Source organism: Bradyrhizobium sp. GW821-FHT13H05 (assembly GCF_058804065.1).
Map to the genome: position 1 here is coordinate 180,461 of NZ_JBXAPO010000012.1, position 18,727 is coordinate 199,187.

At 65.1% G+C, this 18,727-nt stretch carries 18 protein-coding genes and 1 riboswitch; of the genes, 5 read left to right on the forward strand and 13 right to left on the reverse strand.

The genetic code is table 11. The features are described from left to right. Positions 1 to 78 precede the first annotated feature (78 nt). From AC1RR3_RS29185 to AC1RR3_RS29220, 8 genes are all read right to left on the reverse strand, one after another. Positions 79 to 918, reverse strand: coding sequence for an XdhC family protein (locus AC1RR3_RS29185; protein ID WP_492827126.1), 840 nt, complete (start codon positions 916 to 918; stop codon positions 79 to 81). A 10-nt stretch (positions 919 to 928) separates the two neighbouring features. Next, complete coding sequence (locus AC1RR3_RS29190; protein WP_492827128.1) at positions 929 to 2,137, reverse strand: vWA domain-containing protein; 1,209 nt, start codon at positions 2,135 to 2,137, stop codon at positions 929 to 931. Further along, positions 2,134 to 3,000, reverse strand: coding sequence for an AAA family ATPase (locus AC1RR3_RS29195; protein ID WP_492827130.1), 867 nt, complete (start codon positions 2,998 to 3,000; stop codon positions 2,134 to 2,136). The genes AC1RR3_RS29190 and AC1RR3_RS29195 overlap by 4 nt, the downstream gene beginning before the upstream one ends. 153 nt (positions 3,001 to 3,153) lie before the next feature. Then, positions 3,154 to 5,574 (reverse strand): aerobic carbon-monoxide dehydrogenase large subunit, encoded by a 2,421-nt coding sequence (locus tag AC1RR3_RS29200; RefSeq protein ID WP_492827132.1) that lies wholly within the window; start codon positions 5,572 to 5,574, stop codon positions 3,154 to 3,156. Further along, a complete protein-coding gene (locus AC1RR3_RS29205; protein WP_426611480.1) occupies positions 5,571 to 6,071 on the reverse strand; it encodes a (2Fe-2S)-binding protein in 501 nt (166 codons plus the stop codon). The genes AC1RR3_RS29200 and AC1RR3_RS29205 overlap by 4 nt, the downstream gene beginning before the upstream one ends. A gap of 13 nt (positions 6,072 to 6,084) precedes the next feature. Further along, the gene (locus AC1RR3_RS29210) at positions 6,085 to 6,948 is read right to left on the reverse strand and encodes an FAD binding domain-containing protein (RefSeq protein WP_492827134.1); all 864 of its coding nucleotides are present in this window, start codon (positions 6,946 to 6,948) and stop codon (positions 6,085 to 6,087) included. 230 nt (positions 6,949 to 7,178) lie between these two features. Continuing rightward, positions 7,179 to 8,381, reverse strand: coding sequence for an MHYT domain-containing protein (locus AC1RR3_RS29215; RefSeq protein ID WP_492827136.1), 1,203 nt, complete (start codon positions 8,379 to 8,381; stop codon positions 7,179 to 7,181). 101 nt (positions 8,382 to 8,482) lie between these two features. Continuing rightward, positions 8,483 to 9,055 (reverse strand): 6,7-dimethyl-8-ribityllumazine synthase, encoded by a 573-nt coding sequence (locus AC1RR3_RS29220; RefSeq protein ID WP_492827138.1) that lies wholly within the window; start codon positions 9,053 to 9,055, stop codon positions 8,483 to 8,485. Positions 9,056 to 9,131: 76 nt separating this feature from the next. Then, a riboswitch (FMN riboswitch) is annotated at positions 9,132 to 9,290 on the reverse strand. Between the two features lie 411 nt (positions 9,291 to 9,701). Between AC1RR3_RS29220 and AC1RR3_RS29225 the strand changes: the two genes are divergently transcribed. Together AC1RR3_RS29225 and proC are read left to right on the forward strand one after the other, a co-directional pair. After that, positions 9,702 to 10,202: a type III secretion system chaperone family protein gene (locus AC1RR3_RS29225; protein ID WP_492827166.1), complete on the forward strand. Its 501-nt coding sequence runs from the start codon at positions 9,702 to 9,704 to the stop codon at positions 10,200 to 10,202. 194 nt (positions 10,203 to 10,396) lie between these two features. Beyond that, positions 10,397 to 11,233: a pyrroline-5-carboxylate reductase gene (gene proC / locus AC1RR3_RS29230; RefSeq protein WP_492827140.1), complete on the forward strand. Its 837-nt coding sequence runs from the start codon at positions 10,397 to 10,399 to the stop codon at positions 11,231 to 11,233. 83 nt (positions 11,234 to 11,316) lie between these two features. Here proC and AC1RR3_RS29235 read toward each other — a convergent pair whose 3' ends face one another. From AC1RR3_RS29235 to AC1RR3_RS29255, 5 genes are all read right to left on the reverse strand, one after another. After that, complete coding sequence (locus AC1RR3_RS29235; protein ID WP_492827142.1) at positions 11,317 to 11,721, reverse strand: thioesterase family protein; 405 nt, start codon at positions 11,719 to 11,721, stop codon at positions 11,317 to 11,319. A gap of 65 nt (positions 11,722 to 11,786) precedes the next feature. Beyond that, positions 11,787 to 12,041 carry a tautomerase family protein gene (locus AC1RR3_RS29240; protein ID WP_492827144.1) on the reverse strand — a complete coding sequence of 85 codons (255 nt, stop codon included), beginning with the start codon at positions 12,039 to 12,041 and terminating at the stop codon, positions 11,787 to 11,789. Positions 12,042 to 12,109: 68 nt separating this feature from the next. Beyond that, entirely contained in the window at positions 12,110 to 13,630 is a 1,521-nt protein-coding gene (hisS, locus tag AC1RR3_RS29245; RefSeq protein WP_492827146.1) for a histidine--tRNA ligase, read from the reverse strand. A gap of 220 nt (positions 13,631 to 13,850) precedes the next feature. Next, positions 13,851 to 14,369 (reverse strand): YegJ family protein, encoded by a 519-nt coding sequence (locus tag AC1RR3_RS29250; RefSeq protein WP_492827168.1) that lies wholly within the window; start codon positions 14,367 to 14,369, stop codon positions 13,851 to 13,853. 176 nt (positions 14,370 to 14,545) lie between these two features. Further along, positions 14,546 to 15,628, reverse strand: a complete 1,083-nt coding sequence (locus AC1RR3_RS29255; RefSeq protein ID WP_492827148.1) for a branched-chain amino acid aminotransferase — start codon at positions 15,626 to 15,628, stop codon at positions 14,546 to 14,548. A gap of 340 nt (positions 15,629 to 15,968) precedes the next feature. Between AC1RR3_RS29255 and AC1RR3_RS29260 the strand changes: the two genes are divergently transcribed. The 3 genes from AC1RR3_RS29260 to AC1RR3_RS29270 are packed head-to-tail and all read left to right on the forward strand — an operon-like array spanning position 15,969 to position 18,643. After that, positions 15,969 to 16,511 (forward strand): MarR family winged helix-turn-helix transcriptional regulator, encoded by a 543-nt coding sequence (locus tag AC1RR3_RS29260; protein WP_492827150.1) that lies wholly within the window; start codon positions 15,969 to 15,971, stop codon positions 16,509 to 16,511. Continuing rightward, entirely contained in the window at positions 16,508 to 17,239 is a 732-nt protein-coding gene (locus tag AC1RR3_RS29265; RefSeq protein WP_492827152.1) for a response regulator, read from the forward strand. Before AC1RR3_RS29260 ends, AC1RR3_RS29265 begins: the two co-directional genes overlap by 4 nt. A gap of 18 nt (positions 17,240 to 17,257) precedes the next feature. Next, the gene (locus AC1RR3_RS29270; protein WP_492827154.1) at positions 17,258 to 18,643 is read left to right on the forward strand and encodes an ATP-binding protein; all 1,386 of its coding nucleotides are present in this window, start codon (positions 17,258 to 17,260) and stop codon (positions 18,641 to 18,643) included. Positions 18,644 to 18,727 lie beyond the last annotated feature (84 nt).

The following is an 18,727-nucleotide window of genomic DNA, read 5'->3' on the forward strand; positions in this document are numbered from 1 at the left end:
CTGCGCATTGACCTCGTCGTGCAGCACCGTGAGCTCGGTGCTCCCGGATTCCAGCCGCACCAGCGCGCCGCAGCCGTCTCACTCTCTGCTTGCGACTTGGTTCGCGGCGCGCTGGCCGCGCCGTCGTTCCCTCGTGATCTCGGCGAGGATCGACATCGCGATCTCCTCCGGCGTGATGGCACCGAGATCGAGCCCGGCCGGCGCCCTGACGTCGTCGATGGCGGCGGCGGTTGCACCTTCCGCGACGAGCTTGGCGCGCAGTGAAGCCATCTTGCGGTGGCTGCCGACGAAGGCGTGATAGTCGGCCCCGGTCGCGATCGCCGCGCGCAGGGCGGCTTCGTCGCCCTTGCCTTGCGTCGAGACCACGACGAAGCGTTTTGCGTCGGCGAGATCGCCGAGGCTGTAGCCATCGATGATCGTGTCGGCATCCGGCTGCGCCGTGAGATCGACGGCGGGCGCGGCGAGCGTCACGTGATAGCCGAGCACGCGCGCCTGCGCCGCAAGCGACAGCGCTACCGGACTCGCGCCGAGAATGACCAGCGAGGGATGCGGCAGCACCGGTTCGACAAAGATGTCCATCGTGCCCTTGCTCGGGCACATGTTGCTGGCAAAGCGGATACCGTCGCGACTCTCGCCCGCGCTGACTCCGAGTTCGGCGAGCAGGTTTTCCGGCTGCACCGAGACCATGCGCGGCTCGCCGTCGGCAAGCGCCTCGCGTGCTGCCTTCAGCACCGCGCCTTTGGCGCAGCCGCCGCCGATCCAACCTGCGACGATGGTCCCGTCGGCCGCAATGATTGCCTTGGCGCCAGCCTTCGCCGCGGTCACCGAAACCGTACGCACGACGGTCGCGAGCACGAAGGCACGCTCGGCCGCCTTCATCTGCGCCACGAGATCCAGCACTTCGACATGAGCGGTCATCGGCGTATCCTCAGAGCTTCGCCAGATAGGGTTCGAGCGCGCGTAGGCTTTGCAGCGAATTGGCGGGCGCATAGAGATCGACATGCGGCAGCGCGGCCTTGATGCCGCGTGCCTCGGGCGCATAGCCCTCCCACGCCATCATCGGATTGAGCCAGACGATGCGGCGGCAGCGCCGGTGCAGCGCGGCCATCTCGCGGCCGAGCAGTGCGGCGTCACCGGTCTCGTAGCCGTCGGATACGATCATCACGCAGCTGCGCGAATGGATCACGCGCGCCGCGTGCCAGCGGTTGAAGGTCTGCAAGGATTCGCCGATCTTCGTGCCGCCGCCCGCGCCCTGCGCCATGATCGAGAGGCGATCGAGCGCGCGGCTGGCATCCCTCTCCTTCATCGCGTCAGAGACGTAGGCGAGCCGCGTGTGGAACAGGAACGCCTCGGCCTCGCGAAACTGATCGAGCACGCCGTGAATGAAGCGCAGGAACACTGATGTGTACATGCTCATCGAGCCCGAGGCATCGAGCAGCACGATCAGCCGCAGCGGCTTGTCCTTGTGTTGCCGCTTCACCAGGCTGATCGGCACGCCACCATGGCTGATGTTGCGATGGATGGTGCGCCGGAGATCGAGCCGGTAGCCGCGCCGGCGCGCGAGGTCGCGCCGGGTCAGCCGTGTGCGCATGGCCTTCGCGAGCGCTGCGGCGGCTTCATGGGCCTGCGCGACCTGATCGGGATCACTGAGCTTTCGGAAATCGACCTCCGCAAGATTATCGGCGCGCGAAGCGCCTTCCATGCAGCCTTCGCCGGAGCGGCCTTCCGGGGCGTCATCGGATGACGGAAGCTGGTCGATGGCGGACCGGCTGCCGCTCTGCTCCGCTGCCGTGTCCTGCAAGCTCTTCAACGACGGATTGCTCGCGCCGGGCGTGGAGCCCGTGGTGCGGGAGCGCGAGCGCACGCGCTTGCCCAGCCAGAACGCATCGAACAGCCCGTCGAACTTGTCCCAGTCGGACTTGCGCGCCGAGAACAGATGCTTGAATGCGGTGCGCAGCAGACCCGGCCGCGCCGCATAGCCTGATGACATCAACGTCGCTGCATCCTGCCCTTCGGCAAGCCCAACGCGAAAGCCGGCATCGCGCAGGGTACGCAGGAACGCCGCAAGCTTCGCGGAGACGAGGCGGGAGACCTCATTGAGATCGTCATAGCCCGGACTGGAGCCGCAGCAGCTCATGCGACTTTCCCCAAAAGGCGACGCGTCACCTCCGGCGTGACGCGGGCGCGGTCTTCGTGGGTCTTCAACAGACAGACCAGCGTCTCATGGACGGTCTCGGGCGCATCATGGAGATCGCTGACGTCGAGGCCAACAAGGGCCGCGGCCCAGTCCAGCGTCTCGGCGACGCCGGGGACCTTGCGCAATTCCTCCTTGCGCACGCCCTCGACCATGCGCGCGATCTGCAGCGAGAGCGACGGGCTCGCCCCGGTGACGCGCGCCAGGATGATGCGGGTTTCGCGGTCGACATCGGGGTAATCGACATAATGATAAAGACAGCGCCGGCGTAGCGCGTCGGAGAGCTCGCGCGTGCCGTTCGAGGTCAGCACCACATGCGGAATGGTCACCGCCGGAATGGTGCCAAGCTCGGGGATCGAGACCTGAAAGTCCGACAGCAGCTCAAGCAAAAAGGCCTCGAACTCGTCGTCGGCGCGGTCGATCTCGTCGATCAGCAGCACAGGCGCCTGCGGCCGGCGGATCGCGGCGAGCAGCGGACGCTCCAGCAGATACTTCTCTGAGAACACCTGGTCCTCGATGCTGTCAGCGCCGCGGTGGGCCTGGATCGCCAGCAGCTGGCGCTGATAGTTCCACTCATAAAGCGCGGCGGACTGGTCCAGCCCCTCGTAGCATTGCAGCCGGATTAGCTCGGTCGCATGCACCTTTGCCAGCGCCTTCGCCACCTCCGTCTTGCCGACGCCTGCCTCGCCCTCGAGCAACAGCGGACGCCGCAGCAATTGCATCAGCGAGACTGCGGTCGCGAGGTCTGCATCGGCGATGTAGCCCGATGCCGCCAGCGCTTGCGCGATCTCGTCTCGATTTTTCATCGTACCTCGAACTGAATGCCGCACGTTCCGTGGCTTTCATGGTTCGAGACGCGCGAAGGCGCGCTCCTCACCATGAGGGTCCATGACCTCATCCTGAGGAGCGGCGCGTACGCCGCATCTCGAAGGATGAAAGCCCGGCTCTCGCCGATCACGCTACGCCACCGCGCCCAGATCCTTCGCCGCCTTCCAGTTGCGCCAGAAATCGTGCGGCATCTGGATGTGCTTGGACCCCAGGAACGAGAACGCGTCGTTGACGGCATTGGAGAAGGCCGGCACGCCGCCGACATTCGGGCTTTCGCCGACGCCCTTGGCGCCGATCGGGTGATGCGGCGACGGGGTGACGGTGAAGTCGGTCTCCCAATGCGGCGTCTCCACCGCGGTCGGCATGAAGAAGTCCATGAATGAGCCGGTGACGACGTTGCCGACCTCGTCGTAGCGGATCTCCTGGCCCATCGCGATGGCGAAGGCTTCGGTGAGGCCGCCATGCACCTGGCCCTCGATGATCATCGGGTTGATGCGGGTGCCGCAATCGTCCAGCGCGTAGAAGCGCCGCACCTTGTACACGCCGGTATCAACATCGATGTCCATCACGCAGAGATAGGCACCGAATGGATAGGTCATGTTGGGCGGATCGTAGTAGCTGACCGCCTCCAGCCCTGGCTCCATGCCCGGCGGCACCGAATTGTACGCCGCCCAGCAGATATCCTTCATCGACATGAATTTTTCCGGCAGGCCCCGCACCCGGAAACCGTCGATGTCGAATTCGAGATCGTCCTCGTGAACCTCGAGCTTGTAGGCCGCGATCATCTGCGCCTTGGCCTTGATCTTTCGCGCCGCCATGGCGATCGCCGCGCCCGCCACCGGCGTCGAGCGCGAGCCGTAGGTGCCGAGCCCATAAGGCGCGGTGTCGGTGTTGCCTTCTTCGACCATGATGCTGTCGGCGGGAATGCCGATCTCGGTCGCGATGATCTGCGCCCAGGTGGTCTCGTGGCCCTGGCCCTGGCTCTTGGTGCCTACGCGCGCAATGCCGGCCCCGGTCGGGTGCATGCGGATCTCGCAGGAATCGAACATGGCAATGCCGAGGATGTCGCAGTTCTTCGACGGGCCGGCACCGACGATCTCGGTGAAGAAGGAAATGCCGAGGCCCATGATCTCGCGGGTCTCGCCGCGCCTGAAGGCTTCGCGCTTCTCCGCCTGCTCTTTCCGGAGCGCGGCGTAGCCCGTCGTCTCCATCATCTTGCGCATGGCGGTGTGGTAGTCACCCGAGTCGTATTCCCAGCCCAGCGCCGAGTGATACGGGAACTGCTCCGCCTTGATGAAGTTCTTCAGCCTGAGCTCAGCCGGATCCATGTTGAGCTTCTGCGCCAGAATATCCATGGCGCGCTCGATGCAATAGGCGGCCTCCGTGACGCGGAACGAGCAGCGGTAGGCGACGCCGCCGGGCGCCTTGTTGGTGTAGACGCCGTCCACCGCCAGATGCGCGGTCGGGAAGTCATAGGAGCCGGTGACGATGTTGAAGAAGCCGGCCGGCCATTTCGACGGGTCGGCGCAGGCATCGAACGCGCCGTGATCGGCGAGCACGTGGACGCGCAGGCCGGTGACCTTGCCGTCTTTGGTCGCCGCGATCTCGGTGGTCATGTGGTAATCGCGCGCGAACGAGGTCGCGGTCAGGTTCTCGATGCGGTCTTCGACCCATTTGACCGGCTTGCCGGTGACGATGGAGGCAACGGCCGCGCAGATATAGCCGGGATAGGCGCCGACCTTATTGCCGAAGCCGCCGCCGATATCGGGCGCGATCACGTGGATCTTGTGCTCCGGAATCTTGGCGATCAGCGCCACCACGGTGCGAATCACGTGCGGGGCCTGGAACGTGCCGTAGATCGTCAGCTCGCCCTTGATCTTGTCGAAGGAGCAGACGCACTGGCAGGTCTCCAGCGGCGAGGGATGAGTGCGGTGATAGGAGATCATCTCCTTGATCGACACCTCCGCCTTCCTGAAGGCGGCGTCTGTGAGGTCCTTGTCGCCGACGGTCCATTCAAAGATGTGGTTGTCGTGCTTCCGCGGACCATGCGCGCCGGACATCTTGCCGACGAGGTCCTCGCGCAGCACCGGCGCATCCTTGTCCATTGCCTTGAAGGGATCGACCAGTGGCGGCAACGGCTCGTATTCGACGATGACCGCGTTGATGCCGTCATCGGCCGCATAGCGGTCGGTCGCGACGACGAAGGCGACCTCCTGGTTCTGGAACAGCACCTTGCCGTCGGCCAGCACCATCTGCACGTCGCCGGCGAGCGTCGGCATCCAGGCGAGATTCACGGTCTTCAACGTCTCGGCGGTAATGACCGCGAGCACGCCTGGGATCTTCAGCGCCGCGCTGTCGTCGATCCTCTTGACGCGCGCATGCGGATGCGGCGAGCGGACGAAGTCGCCATGCAGCATGCCCGGCAGCTTGACGTCGTCGACGTAATTGCCCCTGCCTTGCGTGAAGCGGATGTCCTCGACGCGCTTGCGCTTGCAGCCCATGCCTTCGAGGGCGGCGGTGCGTTGTTCCCGCGTGGGAGTGAGGTCATTCATTCTGCGGCCTCCTGGAATTCCACGCCGTTGATCTTGGCGCTGGCGTACTGGATCGCCTTGACGATGTTCTGGTAACCGGTGCAGCGGCAGATGTTGCCGGAGATGCCCATGCGGATTTCCGGCTCGCTCGGCGAGGGATTCTCCTTCAGCAGCCGATGCGCGCGCACGATCATGCCGGGCGTGCAGAAGCCGCATTGCAGGCCGTGCATCATGCGGAAACCTTCCTGGAGCGCCGACAGCGTACCGTCGGCATTGGCGATGCCTTCGATGGTGATGATGTCGCTGCCGTCGGCCTGCACCGCAAACATGGTGCAGGATTTCACCGACATGCCGTCGATATCGACGGTGCAGGCGCCGCAATGGGTGGTCTCGCAGCCGATATGAGTGCCGGTCAGCTGCAAATTCTCGCGGATGAAATGCACCAGCAGCGTGCGCGGCTCGACGAGGCCTTCGACCTCGGCGCCGTTCACCTTCATGGTGACGTGAGTTTTGGCCATCGATCCTCTCCCTTTACTTCGCTCGGCTGGCTGCGCGCTGCAACGCCCGCGTCACCATGATGCCGCCGACATGTTTGCGGTATTCGACCGGGCCGCGCGCATCCGCGGCCGGCGCCATGATCGCTGACGCCGCTGCAGCCGCCTTCTTCAGCGTGGCCGGATCGAGGCTGGAGCCGATGACGGCGTTGGCGGCGTCAGTAGCGAGCAACGGCGTCTCATGGACATTGGTGAGCCCGATGACGCAGGTCGCAACCTTGCCGCCCGCCATGGTCAGCACGACGGCGGCGGCGGCGGTGGCGTAATCACCGACCTTGCGCTTGAGTTTTTCGTAGGCGTAGCCGTGGCCGGCCGCCGGCACGGGGAACGAGACGGAGGTGAGGATCTCGCCGGGTTCAAGCGTGGTGAAATAGGCGCCCTGGTAGAAATCGGCCGCCGCGATGTCGCGGGCCCCGTTAGGCCCTTCGAGGCGATAGGTCGCGCCCAGCGTCATCATCAGCGCCGGCATGTCATTGCCGGGATCACCATTGGCGACATTGCCGCCGATCGTGCCGCGGTAGCGCACCTGCGGATCGGCGATCAGCAGCGCCGTCTCATGCAGGATCGGCGCGGATTTGGCGATCTCGTCGGAGGCCAGCAGATCGTGCTGGGTGGTCATGGCGCCGATGGTGAGGCTCTGGCCATCGCGGCGAATGCCCTTGAGCCCGGCAATGCCGTGCAAATCGACCAGATGGGCGGGGGCGGCGAGCCGAAGCTTCATCATCGGCACCAGACTGTGCCCGCCGGCCAGTGGCCGCGCATCCTCGCCGAGGTCGACTAAGAGCTTGACGGCATCGGCGACACTCGCCGGCCGGTGATAGCTGAATGAGCCCGGGATCATCGTCTCCTCCTCGTCGTCCTTGGCGCATGACGGTGCGGACGTTGGGGGGAGGCTCACTCCGAGAGGGGCAAGCCGCAACATTGGCGGCACGGAACAGCGGATTTCGCACGAGTTGCGGTGGGGAACGCACGAGTTGCGTAAGGGGCAGAGACCTATCAACCACGATCTGGCTGCGACCTCTCCCCGACCCTCCCCCGCGAGCGGGGGAGGGAGCGCACCTCCGATGCAGTTCAGGCCTGCCGCCTGTTCACCAGCCCCAGCCTTGCCTTGACCTCGGCGATCTTCGCCCGGCTGACCGGGACACGGTGCGGCGATGGCCCGTCGAGCTCGAGCACGGCGCCGTCGCCCTCTTTCCGAACCAGCGCAACATGGGGAATCGCAACGATATGGCTGCGGTGCACCCGCAGGAACAGCGAGGGATCGAGCTGCGCCTCGGCCTCCGAGATCGACCAGGGGCACATCCGCTCGCGCGTGCCGTCGTGGACGCGGGTGTAATGCGCGTCGGCGCGAACGCTGCGCACATTGGCCGTCTCGATGAAATGGGTGCCGTCGGCGCTCTCGACCGGTAGCCGCGGCGCCGGTGCGCGGAGTGGCTGGCCGAGACCGCCGAGCGGGCCCATCGGTCGCGGCGGAACGGCCACTGCAGCAACCGGCTCGACAGCGACGGGCGCGACCGGCGGAGCGACGGGGTCGGCACCAACAGAGTCGGTCGCTTGGCGCCGCTGATCGGGAACGAGCGACAGGAGGAAGCCGGCCGCGATGACGAAGCACAGCACCGCAACAATGATCGACAGTATCTGCTGCGACGCAGCAAGACCGCCACCGGCATGGTGATGCGCCGCTGCGGTCAACGGCTCGAAATGCATGCCGAGCATCGCCGTGTAGTGCATGCCGGAGACGGCAATGCCAAAAACAATCGAGCTGACGATCAGCCGAACGCCCTCCTGCTGCGCCAGGAAGGCGCGCAGGCCGCCATAGGCCGTGACGATCGCAACCACGACCGACAGCAGCACCATGGTTCGGTCATGCACGATGCCGAACGGACCGGCGAGACCATGGATTCCGACATAATGCATGCTGGCGATGCCGACACCGAGCAGCACGGCGGACGAGACCACGCGCTTCAAGGACGGCTCGCCGATCGAGACAAAGAAAAGAGAGATGCCGACCACCAGCGCGCAGATCAGGAACGAGATGATGGTGGGCAGAACCAGATAGACGGTGTCGGGCGGCAGCGGCGCGGCCAGCATGCCGACGAAATGCATGGTCCAGATGCCGACGGCCAGAAACGCCGCCGCACCCGCGAGCAAAACGCGGTTACTGACGCCGGGCGTGTTGCGGATGCGAGCCGCAAGCGCAAAGCCGGTATAGCCACCCAGGCTCGCGATCGCCACAGAGAGCGCGACGAGATAGGGATCGTGTCCTTCGAACATGATCTTGTCGGCCGCCCCGTCTCCACGGCACGGCCTCCTCCCGCCGCCGACCTTATAGGGACGGCGGCGGGATTGACAATCAGCGGCGTGTGAAGGGACGGCTACACAATTCCCGCCGCGACCTGACCGCGCAGCCGCTCGAGGCCGAGCAGCGTCTCCGCACAGGCTGCCGCGACCTCGACGCCCTTGATCGCAAAATGCCTGCGGAAGAAATCGTAGTGCACGTCGGTCTCGTGGAATTGCTGCGGCGTCAGCACCGCCGAGAACACCGGCACCTCGGTGCGCAGCTGCACGTCCATCAACGCCTTGATCACGGTGTCGGCGACGAACTCGTGGCGATAGATGCCGCCGTCGACGACGAGGCCGGCCGCGACGATCGCGGTATAGCGCCGCGTCTTGGCGAGGATCTGCGCATGCAGCGGGATCTCGAACGAGCCCGGCACCTCGAACACGTCGACATGGGTGAGGTGACGCGCTTCGGCCTCCTTGATGAAGGCGATGCGGGCCTCCGCGACCACGTCGCGGTGCCAGCAGGCCTGCACGAAGGCCACCCGCTGCGGCTTTGCGAAGCGCGGATGCTCGATTGCCGGCGGGTCCACGGGAACCGGCGGTTGTGTTTGGGAGGCTTCGACTTTGGAAGTCTGGACTTGGGGGTCTTGCAACATCTGATTCATGGCTTTCCTCAGTTAAGGACCAGAATCAGGGCACACGGAACGACAAACAGCCGCACCTTCCGATGCGTCTGCCACCGACCGTTCTCTTTCATCCGGACTTTAACCGTCGGCTTCGGAGTTGCACCGAATCTGCTGACCCTTCCCTTCGGCAACAAACCTTGGGAAGGCGCTCGCGGGCTTAGGCCTTTCGGCCCTTACCGCCGGTGGGGACTTTCACCCCGCCCTGAGAACATCGGCCGTCCGGAATGAACGGCCTGACGGGAAATATGACGCCGGCCGGCGGCTGCAGCAAGCGCGTTCCGCATGGGAAAACCGCATGGTCCCATGCCGCCATGGCGGGCTGACCCTCGCGGGGCGGAATTAACGATTGGCGCGCGGTCCGGGAGTCCGATTCCGATTTGTTCTTTTCGTTAATAATTGTGGCGGAGATGAGCTGTGGACGAACGAGTCCTGACTTGTGGACGGACTCGGCAGCCGGTTGCGCAGATTCCGCAAATCACATCAGTTGATCCGCGACAAGCCCGCGCTGATCCTGGGATCGCGAGAGCGACTCCGAGGGGATCGCCTTAGCGATATTTAAGGGAGCGCGCGCCGGACCAACCGCGTGCGTATCAAAGACAACAAAAAGGCAAGAGGTCGAGACGGCATGTCCCTGCTCGAAGGCACTATCGATTCCCGAAATCACCCGCTCGCGGTGGTCGAGGATATCGCTGCCAGCAACAACTGGCCGTTCGAACGCTCCGGCGAAGACGAGCTCACGATTGTCTCCAAGGGACAATGGACCGACTACCAGATCTCCTTCACCTGGATGGGCGAGATCGAGGCGCTGCACCTGGCCTGCGCGTTCGACATGAAGATTCCGCAGGCACGCCGGCCCGAGGTCCAGCGGCTCGTCGCCGCCGTCAACGAGCAGTTGTGGGTCGGCCATTTCGACCTGTGGACCAACACCGGCATGGTCATGCACCGCCAGGCCCTGGTGCTGCCGGGCGGGCTCACCGCCTCCACCGCGCAATGCGAAGCCATGCTCGCCGGCGCCATCCACGCGTGCGAGCGCTATTTTCCCGCGTTCCAGTTCGTGGTGTGGGCGGGCAAGAGCACAACCGAGGCGATGGACGCCGCGATGTTCGATACGGTCGGAGAGGCGTAAGTTTCGCCTCGCGCTCCGCCGTCGTCCCGGACAAGCGTAGCGAAGCGGAGCGCCGATCGGGGACCATACCGCGTGATGTGCCTTGTGGCACAACGCTTGTTGCTCTGCTCTTCATCCACTAGAACCGCCTGTGGTTATGGGTCCCCGCTCCCGTGAGCAATTGCGCACCAGGCGGGACGACATCTTTTGCTTGGGTGACCGCAGTGGCAGACAACAGCACTCTTCAAAACATCACGGGCACCATCCTCCTTGCCGGCGCCGGCAAGATGGGCGGCGCGATGCTGACCGGATGGCTGGCGGGCGGCCTCGATCCGCGCCGCGTCGCGGTGGTCGACCCGCATCTTTCGCCCGAGATCACCGCGATGGCCGCGAAAGGCGTCGCACTCAATCCCGATGCAAAGGCGGCAGGCCGGGTCGAGACGATGGTCGTCGCGGTGAAGCCGCAGATGTTCCGCGAGGCTGGCGCGAAGCTGAAATCGTTCGTCTCGGACAGGACCTCGGTGGTCTCGATCATGGCGGGCACCACGATCGCGTCGCTTGAGGAGGTCTGCGGCGGCGCCGTCGTGCGCGCAATGCCGAACACGCCGGCCGCGATCGGTCGCGGCATCACCGTGGCCGTTGCAGCGAAGAATGTCAGCGCACAGCAGCGCGCCGTGGCTGACGCGCTGCTGCGTGCCACCGGCTCGGTCGAATGGGTCGATGATGAGAGCCTGATGGATGCGGTGACCGCCGTGTCGGGCTCGGGTCCGGCCTATGTGTTCCTGCTCGCCGAGGAGCTCGCACGGGCCGGCGTCGAGGCCGGATTGCCCGAGGCGCTCGCGACCAAGCTTGCGCGCGAGACGGTCGCAGGCTCCGGAGAGCTGCTGCACCAGTCGGAGCTTCCCTCCGGCACGCTGCGCCAGAACGTCACCTCACCCGGCGGCACCACCGCCGCGGCCCTCGGCGTGCTGATGGGCGAGCCGGGCCTGCGCGAGTTGATGATCCGCGCGATTGCGGCCGCGACGAAGCGGTCGAAGGAATTGGCGAAGTAAACAGGTCCCGCAGGGTGGGTTAGCATTACTGAGTCATTCGGCCGCGCCGGCGAGGGCGAATGACGCAGTAAGACTAATCCACCCTACGGCATCTCGCCCTTGGCTAGCCGCTTGTTGAACATCTCGACATTGACGAGCCCCCGCGCGTGGCGGCCCTCGCCGAGCTTGCGCGTGCCCTCGAACGCCTCGACCTCGAAGCGGATGACGCGGCGTTCGACCGCGACGACCTTCGCGGTGGTCCGCACCGTCGCGCCAACCAGCGCTGCTGCAAGATGACGGATATCAACCTCGGTGCCGACCGTGACCCAGCCCGGCTGAAGCGCGGCGCGGATCGCATCGCCTGACGTCATCTCCATTTCAAGGATCATCATCGGCGTCGCATAGACAAAAGGCATGCCCGGCACGAAATGCCCGACCGTGCGCTCCACCGGGACCACCAGCGTACGCTCGGCGCTCATGCCTGTTGTGATGAAGTCGCGTGCGTCCATGGTGCTTGCCCGATGTCGTCCCGGACAAGCCGGGACGACACTTGTATTTGCCACTACAGCGCGGGCTACTTCTTCGCAGCCGCCGCGCGCTCAACAAACGTCTTGCCGCCCTTCATCTTGTGGCGGAGCGGGGCTTCGTTGATCTGAATGACGACCGCATCGGCATCGACGCCGAGATTCTTCACCAGTGCCTGGGTGATGTCGCGCATCATACCGGCCTTCTGCTCGTCGGTGCGGCCTTCGGCCATGCTGACAGTAATCTCAGGCATCGTCGTCTCCCTGCTGCTTTCGCGATGACCGGGCACACCCCGGCCGTTCATGAAGGTAGCGCATCAAACAGGACGTGGGTGCCCGGGACAAGCCCGGCCATGACGCTGCTTGCGAATGGCTAGCCCCAGCTCACGTCATGGCGGGCCAGGACCTCGCGCACTTTTGCGACGAGATCGGCTTCGCTGCACGAGAATTGCGCCGGACGCGTTTCGCGCCATTCCTGGTTGGAGGCGATCGCAGCCGCCGCCTTGGCGCCTTCGATCAGATCCTTGACCTGCACCTCGCCGCGCGCCTTTTCATCCGAGCCCTGGATGATCACGCAAGGTGAGTTGCGGCGGTCGGCATATTTGAGCTGGTTGCCCATGTTCTTGGGATTGCCGAGATAGAGCTCGGCGCGGATGCCGGCGGCGCGCAAGCTTGCCACCATCTTCTGGTAGTCGGCGACGCGGTCGCGGTCGAACACGGTGACGACGACGGGACCGAATTCGGGCCGCGTGTCGAGCTTGCCGAGCAGCGTCAGCGCAGCCTGGAGCCTGGACACGCCGATCGAGAAACCGGTCGCCGGCACCGGCTCGCCGCGAAAGCGCGAGACGAGACCATCATAGCGGCCACCGCCGCCGACGGAACCGAAGCGCACAGGACGGCCCTTCTCGTCCTTGGTCTCGAGCAGCAGCTCAACCTCGTAGACGGGGCCGGTGTAATATTCGAGGCCGCGCACGACGGAGGGATCGATCTTGATGCGGTCCGCGCCATAGCCTGACGCCGTCACCAGTTTTACGATTTCTTCCAGCTCGCTCACGCCGGCCTGACCGACTTCGCTCTTGGCGAGGTAAGTCTCTGCAGCGGCAATGGCCTCTTTCCAGTCGTCGCGCGGCTTGGTGATGGCGAGAACAACGTCGGCCTCTGCCGCGCTGAGATTGGCACCCTTCGTAAAATCGCCCTTGCCTTCTTCGCCGCCGTCCCATCGTCCGGGGCCGAGCAGCTTGCGCACTTCGTCGGCTGAGAACTTGTCGAGCTTGTCGATGGCGCGCAGCACCGTCAGCCGGCGGCCTGCATTCTCGTCACCGCCGAGCCCGATGGCTTCGAGAACGCCGTCGAGCACCTTGCGGTTGTTGACCTTCACGACGTAAGAGCCGCGCGCGATCCCAAGCGCCTCCATCGTGTCCGCCGCCATCATGCAGATCTCGGCATCCGCCGCCGGCGTCGCCGAGCCGACCGTATCGGCGTCGAACTGCATGAACTGGCGGAAGCGGCCGGGGCCGGGCTTTTCGTTGCGGAAGACGTAGCCGACGCGATAGCTGCGGTAGGGCAAGACCAGGGCGTCGGTCCCGTAGCGCTCGCCGACATAGCGCGCCAGCGGCGCGGTCAGATCGTAGCGCAAGCTGATCCACTGCTCGTCGTCGTCCTGGAACGAGAACACGCCCTCGTTCGGGCGATCCTGGTCGGGCAGGAACTTGCCGAGCGCGTCGGTGTATTCCATCGCCGGCGTCTCCACCGGCTCGAACCCGTAGAGCTCGTAGACGGCGCGGATCTTCTCGACCATCTCACGCGTCGCCCGGATCGCGGCGGGGTCGCGATCCTCGAGCCCGCGCGGCAGGCGCGCCTTCAGTTTCTGGGGTTTTTTGGGTTTTTCGGCCATGCGGGCATTTACCAGCCGACGCGGGATGCGGCAACCCGGCGGCGGCTCTTCACCTCGCCCCGCTTGCGGGGAGAGGTCGAAATTCGCGCTGAAAGCGGGAATTTCGGGTGAGGGGGACTCTCCGCGGACCCATGTCTCTCGAATTCGCGGCGACAGCCCCTCACCCCACCCTCTTCCCGCAAGAGCGGGGCGAGGGTGTGAGAGAGCGCACCGCGACGCTCTACGGCTGCTCCATCCGCGCCCTCAGCGCATCCGCATCCGCCTTCGGCATGGATTTGAGCAGCGGCTTGATGGTTTCCCCGCCGACGATCTTGCCGTTGCGCATGAACATCCAGTCCGAGATGTTGGCATCCTTGAACTCGGCAAGGTCTCCCAACCGCTTTCCCGGCAGATTGTGAGGCGTGTCCGCGAACCGCGCGGCATATTCCCCACCCGGAAGCTTCTTCACTTGGCTCATCCAGATGTGCTCGTCATTGCCGGCGGTCGGAAATCGCACCTTGAGAGAGTGCTCCGTCTCCGTCCGCTTTGGCGCGTCATAGGAAGTCCAGAAGACAGGCAGGGTAGCGCGTGCGCGAGCGATCGCCGCATTCATTTCGGTGTCCGTGTCGGCCACGCTGATGACCCGGTCCTCCACGTCGATCCGAGGCCTTGGACCCAATGTTAGGACACCGAATAATGCGACTGCCGTCACGACGGCGGATACGGCCCATTTGATTGGCTGGGATAGAGGGGCAGGCATGATCGCAGCGTCCAAGAGCGTTGACATCAGCCGTTGTCGCACAGTTGTGCGGATGCATTCAACAACTTCAGGTTAGCGACGACCGGGCAAAACACAGCGCATCGCCTTCGCAGGAAGGTGCGCTGCCGATCCGTTGCGCAAGCTTGGCCCCGGCACTCCGTCCGGGACACGAAGCCTCAAAGCACCTTTTTGATCCAGCTGTGCGGATCGTTGGTGCGGCCGTACTGGATGTCGACGAGCTGCTTGCGCAGGCCCATGGCGACGGGGCCGGCGGCACCGCCGCTGATCTCGAAATCACCGCTGACCGAGCGCACCTTGCCGATCGGCGAGATCACAGCCGCGGTGCCGCAGGCAAAGGCTTCCTTCAGCTTGCCGCTGGCCGCGTCCTTGCGCCACTGGTCGAGCGAATACGGCTCCTCGCGCACGGTCTTGCCCGCATCCCGGGCGAGCGTGATGATGGAGTCGCGGGTGATGCCCGGCAGGATCGTGCCGAGCGGCGGCGTCGACAGCGAGCCGTCCTCGAACACGAAGAACACGTTCATGCCGCCGAGCTCCTCGATATAGCGGCGCTCGATCGCGTCCAGGAACACGACCTGATCGCAGCCGTGCTGGATGGCTTCGGCCTGGGCGCGCAGGCTCGCGGCATAATTGCCGCCGCACTTGACGGCGCCAGTGCCGCCGACGGCTGCGCGCGTGTAATTCTCCGACACCCAGATCGAGACCGGCGCGGGGCCGCCCTTGAAATAGGAACCGACCGGCGAAGCGATCACCGCGAAGATGTATTCCGACGACGGCTTGACGCCGAGGAAGGTCTCGCTCGCGATCATGAAGGGCCGCAAGTAAAGGCTGCCCTCGCCGCCCGGCATCCAGGCACGATCGATCCGCACGACCTGCTCGACCGCCTCGATGAAAACGTCCTCGGGGATCTCAGCCATCGCCATGCGGTCGGCGGAGTCCTTGAAGCGCCGCGCATTGGCGTCGGGGCGGAACAGGTTCACACCGCCGTCGTCGCGCTTGTAGGCCTTCAGGCCCTCGAAAATTTCCTGGGCGTAGTGCAGCACCGCGCCGGCCGGATCGATCTGGAAATTGGCCCGCGCCTCGACGCGCGCCTCGTACCAGCCGCCCTTGGCCTGGTTGTAGCGGACCACCGCCATGTGATCGGTAAAAACCCGTCCGAAGCCGGGGTCCACCAGCTTGGCGACGCGGTCCTTCTCTGGTGTAGGATTGGATGCGGGCTGGATGTCGAATTTCATGCTCATGTCCTTGCCTCCCGCTGCCGGTGGCGGCGCTGTTCTGGCGCCCGCCGACCCTGTTTCGGGCCCGGCTGGCTTGATTGGGTTTCTGGCCGAACCACCGCCAGCCTTGTTACGGCCGGTTTCCGTGGCCAGCATGTCCGCCGAGGACATGCTTTTGCGGAAGGCGGAAGTCCAGTATGTTTTGCCGAAATGCCGTTCGACAATCGCACGGTAGATCTACTTCGGCCGTCGCCGCCTGTCCGGCTCACTCCGGCCGCCCTGCTTCGATGCCACCCGACGCGAAACGATCTAAAATTTCGTGCGGGTCGATCGTTTTGTAACATTGAAACCAAGATACGTCAATATGCCTGACATAAATTTCGCGACTCCCCCTCAAGACGCTGCCGAGCCTCGGCCGGCGGCAGGCGATGGAGGCAATTTGCGCTGGGATATCATCGAACTGCTGTTCTTCGCCTATCGCGATTTCGTCGGCGATCCCGACCAGGAGCTGGAGGCGTTCGGCTTCGGCCGGGCCCATCACCGCGTCATGCACTTCGTCTACCGCTATCCCGGCCTCAAGGTCGCCGACCTGCTCGACGTCCTGCGCATCACCAAACAGTCGCTCGGCCGCGTGCTCAAGCAGCTGCTGGACGAAGGTTATATCGTGCAGAAGACCGGCGACAATGACCGCCGGCAACGCCTGCTCTACGCCACACCGAAGGGCGAGGCGCTGGTGCAGAAGCTCGCAGGGCTCCAGACCACGCGGATCACCAAGGCGCTTGCCGAGATGAGTCCGCAGGATGCGGAGACGGTGAAGCGCTTCCTGCGCGCGATGATCGACCGCGACGATCCGGACAAGGTGCTCGAGACGATCTTCGCCAACGTCGATCAAGACGGAAAGGAGTGACCGTGCCGCTCGCTGCCACGCTCGCCCGTCCGCCGGTGCAACCGGCCGACGACGCACCGCATCTGCTGCTGGTCGACGACGACCGCCGCATTCGCGATCTGCTGTCGCGCTTTCTCGCCAGCGAAGGCTATCGGGTCACCACCGCCGCGAGCGCCGGGGATGCACGTTCGAAGCTGATAGGCCTGCATTTCGACTTGCTGATCCTCGACGTCATGATGCCCGGCGAAACCGGCTTCGACCTCGCCCGCTTCATCCGGACTTCATCCTCGGTGCCGATCGTGATGCTGACCGCGCGCCACGAAGCGGAAGCCCGCATCGAAGGCCTCCAGATCGGCGCCGACGATTACGTCGCAAAACCGTTCGAGCCGCGCGAGCTGGCGCTGCGCATCAACAACATCCTCAAGCGCGCCGCCCCGCCGCCGCAGGCCGCAGCGGTGGAGAAGATCGCGTTCGGTCCCTACGTCTACCATCTCGATCGCGGCGAGTTGCGCCAGGGCGAGGAGGTCATTCATCTCACCGATCGCGAGCGCGAGATGCTGCGCATTCTTTCGGAAACGCCGGGCGAGACCGTGCCGCGCAGCGCGCTGACCGGCAACGGCAGCGTCAACGAGCGCGCCGTCGACGTGCAGATCAACCGCCTCAGGCGCAAGATCGAGACCGACCCCGCCAACCCGCTGTTTCTCCAGGCGGTGCGCGGTATCGGCTATCGGCTGGTCGCCTCGCCATAAAGCAGTGAAACGCGACCGATGAGCACGATCGATACCGGCCTGACGCTGCTCAAGAGCGCGGCCGGCCGCGTCTCCGCCGCCAATGGCTGGATGGGCAACGCGTTCAAGGGCTGGATGCCGACCGGCCTCTATGCCCGCGCGCTCCTCATCATGATCGTGCCGATGGTGATCCTGCAGACCGTGGTCGCCTTCGTGTTCATGGAGCGGCACTGGAACACGGTGACGCGGCGCCTGTCGCAGGCCGTTGTGCAGGACGTCGCCAGCCTCATTGACGTCTACAAGGGCTATCCGCAGGACAAGGACCGCGCGCAACTGCGCCGCATCGCCGAGCGCATGCAGCTGGTGGTCGATTTTCTTCCCGTCGGCGACATGCCTCCGCCGGGACCAAAACCATTCTTCTCGCTGCTCGACCAGACGCTGTCGGTTCAGCTCGGCCGCCAGATCGGACGCTCCTTCTGGATCGACACGGTCGGCCGCTCCAACCTGGTCGAGATCCGCATCCAGCTCGACGATGCCGTGATGCGCGTGTTTGCGCAGCGCAGCGCCGCCTACGCCTCGAACTCGGAGATCTTTCTGTTCTGGATGGTCGGCACGTCCTCGATCCTCTTGATCGTCGCGGTGCTGTTCCTGCGCAACCAGATCAAGCCGATCCTGCGGCTTGCGGACGCCGCCGAAAGTTTCGGCAAGGGCCGCGAAGCCCCGAACTTCCGCCCGCGCGGCGCGCGCGAGGTGCGACGCGCGTCGATTGCCTTCCTTGAAATGAAATCGCGCATCGAACGCACGATGGAGCAGCGCACCGCGATGCTCGCCGGCGTCAGCCACGATCTGCGCACCATCCTGACCCGCTTCAAGCTCGAGCTGGAGCTGATCGGCGACAGCCCCGAGCTCGAAGGCATGCGCAAGGACGTCGACGAGATGTCGATGATGCTGGAGGACTACCTCGCCTTCGCCCGCGGCGATTCCGGTGAGCAATCGCAGCCGACCGACATGGCGCAGGCGCTCGAGGAGCTGCGCAGCGACGCCGAGCGCCACGGCCACACGGCAACCGTCGCATTCAACGGACTGCCGGTGGTGACGGTGAAGCCGGCCTCGTTCAAGCGCTGCCTCGCCAACCTCGTCACCAACGCGGCGCGCTACGGCAAGAGCATCGCCATCACCGGCCAGCGCGATCACCGTTATTTGACCGTCACGGTCGACGACGACGGCCCCGGCATTCCGGCTCACTTGCGCGAAGAGGTGTTCAAGCCGTTCCTGCGGCTGGACAACGCCCGCAACCAGGACGAAGGCGGCACCGGCCTTGGCCTTGCCATCGCCCGCGACATCGCCCGCTCCCACGGCGGCGACATCACCCTCGGCGACAGCCCGATGGGGGGATTAAGGGCGAGTGTGAGGATTCCGGTGTAGCCGGTGACGTAGATGGGGTAACGGGCCCCCCGGCCTTCCATCCAAGCCGCGCTCGCTACGGCGCAATTTGATGGCGCGCGTCGC